Annotated in this window: 14 protein-coding genes; 9 read left to right on the forward strand and 5 right to left on the reverse strand. The window is 63.7% G+C overall.

The window, feature by feature from the left end; all coding sequences use genetic code 11:
• Positions 1-180: 180 nt before the first annotated feature.
• The 9 genes from GO608_RS19595 to GO608_RS17565 all read left to right on the forward strand — a co-directional run bounded on the left by GO608_RS19595 (position 181) and on the right by GO608_RS17565 (position 7,266).
• Positions 181-480 (forward strand): putative Na+/H+ antiporter, encoded by a 300-nt coding sequence (locus GO608_RS19595; RefSeq protein WP_211159264.1) that lies wholly within the window; start codon positions 181-183, stop codon positions 478-480.
• Positions 389-1,462, forward strand: a complete 1,074-nt coding sequence (locus GO608_RS17530; protein ID WP_169197585.1) for an IS630-like element ISAzo30 family transposase — start codon at positions 389-391, stop codon at positions 1,460-1,462. Before GO608_RS19595 ends, GO608_RS17530 begins: the two co-directional genes overlap by 92 nt.
• A gap of 6 nt (positions 1,463-1,468) precedes the next feature.
• Positions 1,469-2,545, forward strand: coding sequence for a putative Na+/H+ antiporter (locus GO608_RS17535; protein ID WP_169197584.1), 1,077 nt, complete (start codon positions 1,469-1,471; stop codon positions 2,543-2,545).
• Between the two features lie 91 nt (positions 2,546-2,636).
• Positions 2,637-2,915 carry a DnaJ domain-containing protein gene (locus tag GO608_RS17540; RefSeq protein ID WP_169197583.1) on the forward strand — a complete coding sequence of 93 codons (279 nt, stop codon included), beginning with the start codon at positions 2,637-2,639 and terminating at the stop codon, positions 2,913-2,915.
• Positions 2,912-3,421, forward strand: a complete 510-nt coding sequence (locus GO608_RS17545; protein ID WP_169197582.1) for a hypothetical protein — start codon at positions 2,912-2,914, stop codon at positions 3,419-3,421. Before GO608_RS17540 ends, GO608_RS17545 begins: the two co-directional genes overlap by 4 nt.
• Positions 3,422-3,431: 10 nt before the next feature.
• Positions 3,432-4,202 (forward strand): hypothetical protein, encoded by a 771-nt coding sequence (locus GO608_RS17550; RefSeq protein ID WP_169197581.1) that lies wholly within the window; start codon positions 3,432-3,434, stop codon positions 4,200-4,202.
• Positions 4,203-4,241: 39 nt separating this feature from the next.
• Positions 4,242-5,468, forward strand: a complete 1,227-nt coding sequence (locus GO608_RS17555) for a hypothetical protein (RefSeq protein ID WP_169197580.1) — start codon at positions 4,242-4,244, stop codon at positions 5,466-5,468.
• Positions 5,469-5,572: 104 nt separating this feature from the next.
• On the forward strand, positions 5,573-6,508 hold the full coding sequence (locus GO608_RS17560) for an ABC transporter ATP-binding protein (protein ID WP_169197579.1): 936 nt from the start codon (positions 5,573-5,575) through the stop codon (positions 6,506-6,508).
• On the forward strand, positions 6,505-7,266 hold the full coding sequence (locus tag GO608_RS17565; protein WP_169197578.1) for an ABC transporter permease: 762 nt from the start codon (positions 6,505-6,507) through the stop codon (positions 7,264-7,266). Before GO608_RS17560 ends, GO608_RS17565 begins: the two co-directional genes overlap by 4 nt.
• A gap of 5 nt (positions 7,267-7,271) precedes the next feature.
• Here GO608_RS17565 and glgP read toward each other — a convergent pair whose 3' ends face one another.
• The 5 genes from glgP to GO608_RS17590 all read right to left on the reverse strand — a co-directional run bounded on the left by glgP (position 7,272) and on the right by GO608_RS17590 (position 12,692).
• Positions 7,272-8,966 (reverse strand): alpha-glucan family phosphorylase, encoded by a 1,695-nt coding sequence (gene glgP, locus GO608_RS17570; RefSeq protein WP_169197577.1) that lies wholly within the window; start codon positions 8,964-8,966, stop codon positions 7,272-7,274.
• Between the two features lie 98 nt (positions 8,967-9,064).
• Entirely contained in the window at positions 9,065-10,525 is a 1,461-nt protein-coding gene (locus GO608_RS17575) for an ATP-binding protein (protein ID WP_169197576.1), read from the reverse strand.
• Positions 10,525-11,184, reverse strand: coding sequence for a response regulator (locus GO608_RS17580; RefSeq protein WP_169197575.1), 660 nt, complete (start codon positions 11,182-11,184; stop codon positions 10,525-10,527). Before GO608_RS17580 ends, GO608_RS17575 begins: the two co-directional genes overlap by 1 nt.
• A gap of 35 nt (positions 11,185-11,219) precedes the next feature.
• Positions 11,220-11,885, reverse strand: a complete 666-nt coding sequence (locus tag GO608_RS17585; RefSeq protein WP_169197574.1) for a tetratricopeptide repeat protein — start codon at positions 11,883-11,885, stop codon at positions 11,220-11,222.
• Positions 11,886-11,900: 15 nt separating this feature from the next.
• Positions 11,901-12,692, reverse strand: coding sequence for an SDR family oxidoreductase (locus GO608_RS17590; RefSeq protein WP_169197573.1), 792 nt, complete (start codon positions 12,690-12,692; stop codon positions 11,901-11,903).
• Position 12,693: the final 1 nt, after the last annotated feature.

Consider the following 12,693-nt stretch of genomic DNA (forward strand, 5'->3'; position numbering starts at 1 on the left):
CAGCGGTGGACAGCCGGGGGCGATGACGTTTCGATAGCTCGCTGTCCGGCCATGCCGGAATGGATACGGTTACCGTTTCGAGCTCAGCAAGTTTGCGTTAGACTCGGCCCGGGTGCTCACGCAATCAAGCGTGGCAGGTTGATGCGATGGTCGGGCCGCCTCGCGGTTTTTCTACGGCCCATGAACGCACCCACGCTCATTCAGTTCGTCGCCACCGCCTTGTTCGCAGTGGCAATCCTGCACACCTTCTCAACCCGAATCTTCGAGCGCCTCGCCCACACCCGGCCGACCCATGCGGGTATCTGGCATTTGTTGGGCGAGATCGAAGTGGTATTCGGCTTCTGGGCGCTGATTCTGGTTTTACTCAGAAGGCGGGAAGTAAGGCGACATGGAGGGGAACTTTCGCCGTCCTGGCGATCCGATGAGGATGAAACGAGACGGACGAAAACTGGATCACGGGACGCTGGAAACGATTCGTAGGATGGCCATTGAGCGGGTGCGGGAAGGCGAAGCGCCGAGCCAGGTGATCGCCAGCTACGGATTTCATCGCAGCGTGATCTATCGCTGGCTGAAAGCGGCGGCGGGCCGCGGCCATGGGCTGCGGGCGCTGGCGTCGCATCCGATCACTGGACGGCCCCCGAAACTCACCGCGCAGCAGGCGCGGCAGGTATTGCGCTGGATCGACGGGCACTCGCCGATGGAACATGGCTTCGACACCGGGCTGTGGACACGGGGTCTGGTGCGGGACTTGGTGCAGAGCAAATTTGGCATCACCCTGAGCCTGTCCTCGATTGGTGCGCTGCTGGCGCGACTGGGCCTGACGGTGCAAAAGCCGCTGCAGCGCGCTTACCAGCGTGATCCGGCGGCGATTGAGCGCTGGCAGCACGAGACCTATCCGGCGCTGATGCAGCGTGCCAGGGAAGAGAAAGCCGAGATTCTCTTTTGGGACGAATCCGGCTTTCGCGCCGACGCCGTGCAGGGCAGGACTTGGGGCGCCAAGGGTCGCACACCGGTGGTCGCGGTACCCGGGCAGCGGCAAAGTATCAGTGCGGCCTCGGCCGTCAGCATGAAGGGCGGCTTCTGGTTCGCCATCTACCCCGGGGCATTGAACGGCGAACGGTTTGTGGACTTGCTCAGGAAGCTGATGCACCGCCGCAGGAAGCCCTTGCACCTGGTGCTCGACGGACTGCCCGCCCACAAGAAGGCGGTGGTCAAGACGTATGTCGCCAGCACGCAAGGCAAGCTGACGCTGCATTTCCTGCCGGGCTATGCTCCCGACCTGAATCCGGATGAACTGGTGTGGAGCCACGCCAAGCGTACCGGCAACGCCCGCCGGCCCCTGCAAAAAGGCGAGACCCTGCAAGAACGTGTGCATGACCAGTTGGCCGATATCGGCAAGCATCCCGCCTTGGTGCGCTCTTTCTTCAAGCATCCCAGTGTCGCCTATATTTCCGCCTCATGAGTAAGCATGTTCGCGATCGAAGGCTCGTCGATCGCCATCGAGTACGTCGACTCGCGCAACTTCACCGAACCGTTGTTCGTGTTCGCCATCATGGTGATTGCAGCGACACGCCCGATCCTGCAGACGGCGATGAGCGCGACGAGCCTGATCGCACGCGCACTGCCGTTGCCAGACAGCCTGGGCTATTACTTGACGGTGATGGCCGTGGTGCCGCTGCTCGGCTCGTTCATCACCGAGCCGGCTGCGATGACCCTGGCCGCCCTGATCCTGGTCAACGCCTTCTTTTCGCGAGGCATCTCGTCGCGCCTGAAATACGCCACGCTGGGCGTGCTGTTCGTGAATGTCTCGATCGGGGGCACCCTGACGCCTTTCGCCGCGCCGCCGGTGCTGATGGTCGCGGGAAAATGGGGCTGGGATATCAGTTTCATGCTGGCGACGTTCGGCTGGAAAGCCGCGATCGCCGTCGTGGTCAACGCCATCGGCGTCGCCGTGCTGTTTCGCAAGGAGCTGGCCAATCTACCCTTGGCGGACGGCAGCAAGAGCATCGTTCCGGTACCGCCGGCACTGGTCGTCGTTCATCTGGGTTTCCTGGCCGGGGTCGTCGTATTCGCCCACCATCCCGCGATCTTCATGGGCCTGTTCCTGTTCTTTCTCGGAGTCGCCAGCGCCTACCAGCATCATCAGAATCCCCTGATCCTGCGCGAAGGACTGCTGGTCGCGTTCTTCCTCGCCGGTTTGGTGGTGTTGGGCGGGCAGCAGCAGTGGTGGCTGCAGCCGGTGCTGATGAGCATGAGCAGCGAAGCAGTATTCTTCGGCGCAACCGCGCTGACGGCATTCACCGACAACGCGGCGCTGACGTACCTCGGCTCCCTGGTCGAAGGCTTGTCCGAGGAGTTCAAGTACGCCCTGGTTGCGGGCGCAGTATCGGGGGGCGGGCTCACTGTCATCGCCAACGCCCCCAATCCGGCCGGCGTCGCGATTCTCAAGGGATACCTCGACGACGAAGCGGTAAACCCGCTCAGTCTGCTGCTCGCGGCGTTGCCGCCGACTTTGATTGCGATGCTGAGTTTTAGCGTTCTCTAGGAGCGTCTCATGCCACGGCCCTCGAGCCGCAAAAACACGATAGTTCGTTGTTATACTGGCGACCATAAAATTGGCTGATCAATAATCGTAAATGAGAGACCCTTACGAAGTCCTTGATATTTCGCCTGTTGCATCTCTTGATGAAATCAAATCGGCCTACCGGAAGGCTGCCCGTCTGTATCATCCCGACAAAAACCCCTCGGCCGACGCGTCGGCGCGTTTTCGCGAAGTGCAGACGGCTTACGAGTTGCTGGGGGACGAGGCCAGGCGTCGCGAATACGATGTGTTGCGGCGCCGCAATCTGATCGACGACCCACTGCAGGAAGCGGCTTCGCTGTGGAACGCATACATCGAGAAAGTGATTACATGACGTCGTTTTATTTCAAAGATCTTTCCGAGCGCTACAACAGCGAGCTCGATGATCTGCGTACCGATTCGGAAAACAGGAACGTGCTCGCCAGGCGCCTGCAGGAAAAGCGCCAGTGTTTGAAGGATCTGTTGCCGCTGATCGACGAGGCGCCGGAAATGGTCGCACCGGCGCTGCACGGAGCCTATACGTTCAACGACCGCAAGATTCTTGACCGTGCCGCCAACGCCACTCCAGGGCTCGGCCGCTTTCCGCGCTGGGCGGAAGTGGAAAAGACTCTGGATATTGAACCCTGGGCGCGTCCGCTCATCGAAATGTGCCTGCGCAACGCTGATGGCGAAGCGTTCCTCACCACGACCGCGGTGCTCGAGTGGATGCTGACCGAAGACATCCGCAGGCCCGATTCGACTTTTCACGTCGACGAAGAAGATGAAGACGATATGGAAGACCTTGGCGAGGCCGGCGAAAGCTGGATGACCGAACAAGGCTTCGATACCCCTGACCGTTGAGCCCTGAACCATGACCCACCCCGTTGTCCTCGAGACTCAAGCCCTGATCCTCGCCGGCGAAATCGCCGAGGCGGAATCCCAACTGGTCGCCATCGCCGAAGCGCGTGGCGACCAGGCGCTGGTGAGCGTCCTCGATGAGATGCAGCCGAAGGATCTGCTGGCGATCATGCGCGAGTTCGACTCCAGCAAGGAATCGGTGATCAATCTCGTCGTCAGTGCGGAACAGTTTGTCGACGCCATCCTGCTGGAACGCAAATATGGCGAACCGATCGAAAAATACGTGCCGCGCCTGCGCAACACGATGAACGCCGTGATGCACCGCACGCCCGCATCATGCGCCGAGATCCTCGAATGCCTTACCGAGCGCGATGAAGGCATTCGCCTGCTGGCCGACTACTTCACCGATTACCACGATCTGCTGCAGAACTTCGCTTTCCACGGCCGTTTCGAAGAAGACTTCGATCTCGAGAAGGCGATGGCGCCGAAACGGACGCACACTTTCGACGCGGAGCAGCAGTTCGACGACATGGAGCAGGGGCTCGAAGCCGGCGACTCGATGGAGCTCGCACGTCCGGCGATGTCGCGCTCCGAAGTGGCCGATGGCGACTGGATGGAAACGGCGTGGGTTCTTCGCCACGAGTTCCAGGACAGCTTCGAATTGCTGATCATCGAAATCCAGGATCGTAGCCGGCGCGAACTCGAAGCCGCCCAGGTGCCGCTCCCCACCGGGGAGCCGGGCGTACCGAAGATTCCGGAAGACGAAGAAGAGTCCGCCATTTGACAGGGAAGCGCGGAGCCGTCGCGCTTCGCGCCAGACACGATGTCCAGCAATACCGATCTCGCAACCGTCGATACCCGACCCTATTTCGAACAGGTGCTCCGGTATGGCTTGAGCCAGCGCCTCATCGACAGCGAGCGGCTCGCCGCCATTCGGCGGGAAGGCGCGAAAGGAGTCGTCCAGCTGGCCGGCTTTTTCGGCACCGCCAACCTTCGCCCCGAACTCGAAGCCGCGCGTACTCGCCTGGTGACGCTGGTCAGCCTGGCGCTCGAGTCAGCGTCGTGCGGAAAACTCGGGCCGGCTGCCGATCTGCTGCGCCAGAAAAGCCTGCTCTCGCTGTCGAAGGCCGGCGCCGATGCGCTGCGTGTCCTGCTGCGCCTGCCGGAAGACATGATCCTCGAGCCCCCGCACGCGCTCCCGCAGGTCGAAAAGCAGATGCTGTCCTTATGGACGCTCGACGAGCCGATGACTCATGCCCGTTACCAGGAGGAACGGAACCGCCGCGAGAGCCTCCTGGCGCAGCATGAGTTGAGCTATTGGCTCGCCGGAAAGCTGGGCGTGGCGCGCAAGGAACTCCAGATGAACGAGTCCTGCGAAGCGGTCATCAACAGCGCATTGCTGGTGCTCTTCGTCGAGAAGAAGCCCAAAAAGCTGTTTTCCGCGCGCCAGTTCATGGAACTCCATGCACTGGCGTGCAGGAAAAGGAAACACGACTTCCCGGCTCTGGACGAATGGAGCAAACAAGCTCCTGCGGCAATCCTGAGCGCGCTCCGCGAAGCGCAGGAAAACTTCCTCGACAACATCCTGCCGACTCTAAGGAAGCACGCCGCTGCGGATTTCATTCCCCGGGAGGAGGTCGGGGCGCTGGCAGGCGTTTTCTTCTTCAACAACAGCGGCCTCGACGAACTGACCCACCACGACCAGGAGACGGAAGACGCGTGGCGGAAGATTACCGGCGGCAAGGGGGAACACCCGGACGTGATGTGTACCGTCCTGCTGATGGTCGCCACGGGCCTGGAGCCCCGTCCCGCGCTGCGCAAGAAGGATGCGACCAGCATCCGGGAAAACTTTCGCAGCACCGGCTTCGACGAGGCCGCCGTCGCCGAATTCATCCATCGCGTGGTTCCGTTCCAGTACCAGTCCGACGTCCGGCACCTGTGGGCCGAAGACCTCGGTCCGGAAGCTCGGGTCGAGCTGAACGACGAGGACGAGGATCATGTCCTGGCTTACCTGCACGAGACGTGCAGGGCGACTTACAAGCTGTCCTAGCCGCAATCGCTCGAGCCGGGCGGGGCTCCTTTTCGGTCGATAGTGCCTCGATCCCGCCTGCGACACATGCCCCGGTACGACGCGGGTCTGCTATCGTCCCGCTCATGTCCGTCATCATCAATGTTGCCAATCTTTCCAAGACCTATGCCAGCGGCTTCCGGGCGCTGCGCGCGGTCAACCTCGAGATCCGGCAGGGCGAAATCTTCGCGCTGCTGGGGCCGAACGGGGCGGGCAAGACGACGCTGATCAGCATCATCTGCGGCATCGTGCGGCCGAGCGAAGGCAAAGTCACGGTGGCCGGGCACGACATCATCCGCGATTACCGCGCGGCGCGTTCCCTGATCGGACTGGTGCCTCAGGAGTTGACGACCGACGCTTTCGAATCGGTGTGGACGACGGTGTCGCTGAGCCGCGGGCTGTTCGGAAAGGCGCCGAACCCGGCCCACCTCGAGAAGGTGTTGCGGGAGCTGTCGCTATGGGACAAAAAGAACAACCGGATCATCACTCTTTCGGGCGGCATGAAACGGCGCCTCCTGATCGCGAAGGCGCTCTCGCACGAGCCGCAGATCCTGTTCCTCGACGAGCCCACGGCCGGAGTGGATGTCGAACTGCGCCGCGAGATGTGGGCGCTGGTGCGCCGCCTCAGAAGCAGCGGGGTGACGATCATCCTGACCACCCATTACATCGAGGAGGCCGAGGAAATGGCCGACCGGGTCGGCGTCATCAACAACGGTGAAATCATTGTCGTCGAGGACAAGGCCGAACTGATGCGCAAGCTCGGCAGGAAGCAGCTGACGCTGCAGCTTCGGCAACCGCTCGGGGAAATCCCGCCCGCGTTGCAGCGGCATCGGCTCGAACTCGCGAACGACGGGAGCGAGCTGATCTACACCTACGACTCGCGGGCCGCGCACGGCGAGCACGACGGCATCGTCGCGCTGCTCGACGATCTCACCGCCGCCGGCATCGGGTTCAAGGATCTGCATACCACGCAAAGCTCGCTCGAGGACATTTTCGTCGGCCTGCTGAGGAGCGGCCGATGAACATTCACGCGATCCGTGCGATCTACCTGTTCGAAATGGCCCGCACGAAACGCACACTGCTGCAGAGCATCGTCTCGCCGGTGATCTCCACGTCGCTCTATTTCGTCGTGTTCGGCGCCGCGATCGGTTCGCGCATTCCGCAGATCGACGGCATCGGCTACGGCAGTTTCATCGTGCCGGGCCTGGTGATGCTGTCGCTGCTGACGCAAAGCCTGTCGAACGCGTCTTTCGGCATCTACTTCCCGAAGTTCACCGGCACGATCTACGAGCTATTGTCGGCGCCCGTGTCCTATGTCGAAATCATACTGAGTTACGTCGGCGCGGCCGCGACGAAGTCGATCCTCCTCGGCGCGATCATCCTTGCGACGGCCGGCCTGTTCGTGCCGCTGCACATCGAGCACCCGTTCTGGATGATCCTGTTCCTGCTGCTCACCGCTGTGACCTTCAGCCTGCTCGGCTTCATCATCGGCATCTGGGCCGACAATTTCGAGAAGCTGCAGCTCGTGCCGCTGCTGATCATCACTCCGCTGACATTCCTGGGCGGCAGCTTCTATTCGCTCGATATGCTGCCGCCGTTCTGGCAGCAGGTCAGCCTCTTCAACCCCGTGGTGTACCTGATCAGCGGCTTTCGCTGGAGCTTTTACGGCATCGCGGATGTCGCGGTCGGCGTCAGCCTGGGCATGACGATGCTGTTCCTCGCGGTCTGCGTCGCGGTCGTCGCCTGGATCTTCAAGACTGGGTACCGTCTCAAGGCCTGAAGCGGCTAGCGCATGTAGGCCTCGGCGACGTAGCGGCGCATCATGCGGTGGCTGTTGAAGTACGCGGCGTTCTTGCTGATCGCGCCCTTCATCACGGCGATCCAGCCGCTGCGGTCGTCGCCGTTGCCGTCATATAGCGGCAGCACGACGTTCTCGAGCTTCTCGTACAGCGACTGGGCGTCGTCCTCGCTTGCTCCGCAATTGCCGACTGCCCAGCCGGTTACGCCCTCGATGCAGCCCTCGATCCACCAGCCGTCGAGCACGCTCAGGCTCGGCACGCCGTTGAACGCGGCTTTCATGCCGCTCGTGCCCGACGCCTCGAGCGGGCACAGCGGGGTGTTGAGCCAGACGTCGACGCCCGACACGAGCGTCAGCGCGGTGTCCAGGTCGTAGTTCGGCAGGAATGCGATCGGGATGACGTCGTGCAGCTCGCGCCTATGCGCGTGTAGCGTTTCGATGAGGCGTTTGCCTTCGTCGTCGCGCGGGTGCGCCTTGCCGGCGAGGACGATCTGGAACGGATGCCGACGCGCGATCGCCTTCAGCCGGTCGAGGTCGGAGAAAAGCAGGTCCGGGCGTTTGTACGCGGTCATGCGCCGCGCGAATCCGAGGATCGGCCGGTGCGGCTGCAGCGCGACGCCGCACGCCGCGCGCACCCGCTCGATCAGCCGCTCTTTGGCCTGCTGGTGGACATCCCGGATCGCGGCGTCGGCGATCCGGTCGGCGCGGGCGAGAAGCTCTGGCTCGCAGCACCATCCCGGCAGGTGCGCGTCATAGAGCTTGGCGAAGCCAGCGCTCGTCCAGCTCGCCGGATGCACGCCGTTGGTGATCGAGCGGACGTGATAACCCGGAAACATCAGCCGCGACACTTCGGCATGACGCTTGGCGACGCCGTTGACGTATTCGCTGAGGTTCAGCGCGAGGTGGGTCATGTTCAGGCGCTCGGGTCCGGCGAGGGACTGGAGCGTCGCGATGTCGATGAAATCCCCGAGCACGCGCTGCACGAGTTCGTACGAGAACTGGTCGTGGCCAGCCTCGACGGGCGTATGCGTCGTGAAATTGCACAGCGTGCGCACTCGCGGGATGTCGTAGCGCTGTTCGCCGGGGCGCAGGTTTTCAGCGGCGTACGCATGACGGCGCAGCAGCTCCAGCGTCAGCAATGCCGAATGCCCCTCGTTCATGTGGTACTGGCGCAGCCGGTAGCCGAGCGCGCGCAGCATCCGCGTGCCGCCAATTCCCAGCACGATCTCCTGCTTGAACCGGTAGCTTGCATCGCCGCCGTACAGGTAATGCGTCAGCTCGCGGTCCGCGCCGAGGTTTTCGGGCAGGTCGGTGTCGAGCAGGATGACCGGTTGCCTTCCGCCCATATGTCCTACCAGCACATGGAGCCAGCCGCCGACCCATACGTCGCGGCCCTCGATCGGCACTGTGACTTTCGCTTCGAGCGGCGTCGCGTGCTGGGCGGGGTCCCATGGATCGTCAAATTCGATCTGCCGGCCGCCCTCGTCGAACTCCTGGCGGAAGTAGCCTTTGCGGCTTACGAGGCTGACGGCGACGAGCGGCAGTTCGAGGTCGGCAGCGGCGCGGATCGTGTCGCCGGCGAGCACCCCGAGGCCGCCGCTATACGTGGAGATGTCGTTGCGTAACGCGATCTCCATCGAGAAGTACGCGATGCGCGACCGGTCGATGAAGGATTCGTGCATCGTGCGTCTCCGTGGGTGGCGCCAGGTGAAGGATCGGCTTGCCGAGCGACTATCCGGCGTGTACGCCTCCCAAACCGGCAGTATCGATCGGCTTCATTCTAAGCCTGAGGGGCGCGGTGGCGGGGCAGGTCGACGCGGACATCGAGACCGCCGAGCTGCGCATCGCCGAGCGTGATCGTGCCGCGATGCAGTTCGACGACGCGCTGCACGATCGACAGGCCGAGCCCGGCGCCGGTGCCGGTGTCACCACGCAGGAAACGCTCGAAGAGTCTCGCTTTCATTGCGTCCGGCACGCCCGGACCGCTGTCCTGCACGTGCAGCGTCAGGCTTTGCGGCGCAGCTTGCAGGGTCACGCGCACGCGGCCGTGCTCGGGGGTGTACTGAATCGCGTTGCCGACGAGATTCTGCAGCAGCACGGCGAAGCTCGTGCGGTCGGCTTCGATGCGGTAATCGGCGGTTTCGTCGGTGACGAAAGTCAGTTCCTGCCCGCGTTCGAGCGCCAACGGGATGATCGCGGCCAGTTCGTTGCGGATGAAGACGTGCAGGTCGAGCGTCTCGACAGCCGGCTCGATCGTGCCGGGTTCCAGGCGCGCCAGCGTCAGCAGTTGCGCGACGAGGCGGGTGGAGCGGTCCACGCCGCGCACGAGCTGGCGCAAGGACTCGGCGCGGTCGGCCGGATCGGGGGCGTCGAGCGCGTTCTGCGCGTGAATGCGCAGCACCGCCAGCGGCGTGCGCAGTTCGTGCGCAGCGTCGGCGAGGAAGCGTTTTTCCCGTTCGAGCAGCGCATTGAGCTGCTGCAGAAGCCGGTTCAGCGCAGCGACCATCGGCTCGAGTTCCTGCGGCAACCGGGCGATGACGAGCGGGGCGAGGTTGTCCGGGTTGCGGGCCTTGATCAGCGCCGCCATCTGCTTGAGCGGGCGCAGACTCCAGCCGATCGCGACCCACATCAGGACGGCGAGCAGCGGCAGCCCGACCACGTCCGGCAGCAGGGTGCGCCACGCGATCTTGCCGACCAGCTCGCCGCGCACGTCCTCGCGTTCGCCAACGATGATCCATGACGCGTCGCGTACATCCTGCAACACGAACACGCGCCATCGATGAATGTCGATCGGCACGTTGTGGTAACCGACGAGCCGACTCGCTGCCCCCGTGGGCAGCGCACCGACGGGCTGCGCGACTTGCGGCGGCACGTCGACGGCGAGCGTGGAGACGAGACGGGCGAACAAGTCGGCCGGCGCGCTCGCCGACTGCAGCACGATGCGCGCCCTGTCGTCGAGCACCTGGAATGCCAGCTTGCTTTCATACGGATGGCCGGGCCGCTTCGCCTCCCGTGCACTGGAAGCCTGGTTCAGCGTCTGTTGCAGGGATTCGCGTGCGGACGGCGTCATGTCGCGGTCGACCATGCCTTCGAGCAGCCGCGCGGTCTGGGCCAGCTGGGCATCGAACAGTTCCTCGATCTCGTGCTGCGCGTCGGAGTGGCTTTTCCACGAGATCGTCGCCATCGATGTCGCGAGCAGCCCCAACACGAGGACCAGCGTGCGTGTGCGGATCGAACCCATCAGATCTTGTCGACGAGATAGCCGACGCCGCGCACGGTGCGGATCAGTTCCGGGAAGAACTTCTTCCTCAGGTGATGGATGTGCACCTCGAGCGCGTTGCTCTCGGCTTCCTCGCCCCAACCGTAGAGCACCTGCTGCAGCTTGTCGCGGGTCAGCACGCGACCGGGTTGCGCGATCAGTTCGTGGAGCAGGATGAATTCCTTGCGCTGCAGGCTTACCGTCTGTCCGTTCCATGTCACGGACTGGCTGGCCGGGTCGAGCGTGATGCCGCGATATTCGAGCGCCGGCTGCGGACGATTGAAGCTGCGCCGCAGCAGCGCCCGCAGCCTGGCCTTGAGCTCGGCGACGTCGAAAGGCTTGACGAGATAGTCGTCCGCGCCGGCATCGAGCCCGGCGATGCGGTCGGTGATCGTGTAGCGCGCGGTCAGCACCAGCACCGGTGTCGGATTTTCGGCAGCCCGCAGCTGGCGCAGCACTTCGAGCCCGTCGAGCCGGGGCAGGCCCAGATCGAGCACTGCCAGCCCGAAACTCTCGTGGGTCAGGGCGTGCAGCGCGCTGCTGCCATCCCGCACCCAGTCAACCGTGTAGCCTTCGGGCTTGAGCGAGGTGAGGATTCCTTCGCCGAGGCTCGCGTCGTCTTCCACCAGCAAAACCCGCATCGAGCGTTTTTCCTTCCTGTTCGTATCGTGCCGAATCAGTCGAGTTCGGCCTCGACTTTGCTCAGCAGCGTGCGGATCTCGGCCCGCCGTCCTGCATCGGCCAGCTTCCGTCCCGGGCGATCCGGGGCCGCCTGCGCACGCACCAGCGCTTCCCGGGCTTCAGCATAACGTTTCTGGCGGTACAGGTAATCCCCGTAGAAATAATTCGGATCGATGCCGTCCGGGTTGATCTCGAGCGCTTTTTGCAGCAGCGCTTCGGCCTGTTTCTTATCGCCGAAACCGATCGGCCAGCCGGGCACCTGGTAGTACAGCGAACCGAGGCTGGTGTAGGCCGAGCCGTTGAGCGCCTGCGGATCGATCGCGACCGCCGCTTCGAGGTTCGACCGGGCCTTTTTGACCAGGTCCAGCGCACCGAGCCCGCCTTTGGCGCCGGCCCAGGTGCTCAGGATGATGCCGCGCCAGATCAGCAGCTCGGCCGCGTTCGGCTCCGCTTTCACCGCCTGATCCGCCGCCTCGCCGAGCTTCTGGAAGGCGGCTTCGCGCTCGACCTGCGGCAGCTGGTAGTTGATTTCGGCCCAGCGCGACTGCAGCTCGACGAGGTGTTGGCGGCCTTCGTCGCTGAGGGCGAAGGCTGGCAGACTGCACAGGCAGGCGAAGGTCAGGACGAGATTGCGCAGGGTTTGAAGGCGCAGGATGTGCATTGATGTTTTCTCCATTCAGGTTCGGGTGCGGGCAAAACGCTTGATGACGGGCAACTGCTTGCGCAGTGCCTGATCCACCTGGCGCGGGAGGAGGTTGTTCAGACGCACGAAGAGCTTTTCCGGCCAGCCGAGAAAAAGCTCCTCGCGTTCGTCGCGCAGCGCCTTCACGACGGCCGCAGCGACGACCGACGCCTCGTCCATCGTGACGCCGAGTTCCGCGTTCATCGCGACGATCTCGGTGCTGTTCATCGGCGTACGCGTGGCGCGCGGCGCGACGTACAGCACCTTGACGCGGGTGTCGGCGAGTTCCCGGCGCAGCGCCTCCGAGAATCCGCGCAGCGCAAATTTGCTCGCGCAGTACACACTGAAGCCGGGATAACCGATCGAGCCGAAAGTCGAGCCGAGATTGAGCACGAGTGATTTTTCGCGCTGGCACAACTCGCGTAGCAGGCGGTGGGTGAGTTGCAGCGTGCTGGTGACGTTGAGCCCGATCAGCTCGGCGATCGCTTCTTCGTCGTGGTGTTCGAGAAGGCTGAAGCGGTTCGTCCCGGCCGCGTTGATGAGGCAGTTCATACCGCCAAAGCGCCGCACTGCGGCCTGCACTGCGTCGCGCCCGGCAGTGGTGTGGATGTCGGTCTGGACGAGCTCGACTTGGCCGGGAAAGCGCCGGGACAACGCCTCGAGCGGTTCCGGGCGGCGCCCGGCGACGAGCAGGTGCGCGCCCTGGCGGCACAGTTCGTCCGCCACCGCCTGGCCGATTCCGCCGCTCGCCCCGGTGATGAGGACTCGGCAATCTTCGATTTTCATC

This window comes from Aromatoleum buckelii (genome assembly GCF_012910785.2).
Lineage (GTDB): Bacteria > Pseudomonadota > Gammaproteobacteria > Burkholderiales > Rhodocyclaceae > Aromatoleum > Aromatoleum buckelii.

Coding starts and splice junctions, on each gene's coding strand:
- GO608_RS19595 (WP_211159264.1), top strand. CDS start 181: ATGAACGCACCCACGCTCATTCAGTTCGTCGCCACCGCCTTGTTCGCA.
- GO608_RS17530 (WP_169197585.1), top strand. CDS start 389: ATGGAGGGGAACTTTCGCCGTCCTGGCGATCCGATGAGGATGAAACGA.
- GO608_RS17535 (WP_169197584.1), top strand. CDS start 1,469: ATGTTCGCGATCGAAGGCTCGTCGATCGCCATCGAGTACGTCGACTCG.
- GO608_RS17540 (WP_169197583.1), top strand. CDS start 2,637: ATGAGAGACCCTTACGAAGTCCTTGATATTTCGCCTGTTGCATCTCTT.
- GO608_RS17545 (WP_169197582.1), top strand. CDS start 2,912: ATGACGTCGTTTTATTTCAAAGATCTTTCCGAGCGCTACAACAGCGAG.
- GO608_RS17550 (WP_169197581.1), top strand. CDS start 3,432: ATGACCCACCCCGTTGTCCTCGAGACTCAAGCCCTGATCCTCGCCGGC.
- GO608_RS17555 (WP_169197580.1), top strand. CDS start 4,242: ATGTCCAGCAATACCGATCTCGCAACCGTCGATACCCGACCCTATTTC.
- GO608_RS17560 (WP_169197579.1), top strand. CDS start 5,573: ATGTCCGTCATCATCAATGTTGCCAATCTTTCCAAGACCTATGCCAGC.
- GO608_RS17565 (WP_169197578.1), top strand. CDS start 6,505: ATGAACATTCACGCGATCCGTGCGATCTACCTGTTCGAAATGGCCCGC.
- glgP (WP_169197577.1), bottom strand. CDS start 8,966: ATGCACGAATCCTTCATCGACCGGTCGCGCATCGCGTACTTCTCGATG.
- GO608_RS17575 (WP_169197576.1), bottom strand. CDS start 10,525: ATGGGTTCGATCCGCACACGCACGCTGGTCCTCGTGTTGGGGCTGCTC.
- GO608_RS17580 (WP_169197575.1), bottom strand. CDS start 11,184: ATGCGGGTTTTGCTGGTGGAAGACGACGCGAGCCTCGGCGAAGGAATC.
- GO608_RS17585 (WP_169197574.1), bottom strand. CDS start 11,885: ATGCACATCCTGCGCCTTCAAACCCTGCGCAATCTCGTCCTGACCTTC.
- GO608_RS17590 (WP_169197573.1), bottom strand. CDS start 12,692: ATGAAAATCGAAGATTGCCGAGTCCTCATCACCGGGGCGAGCGGCGGA.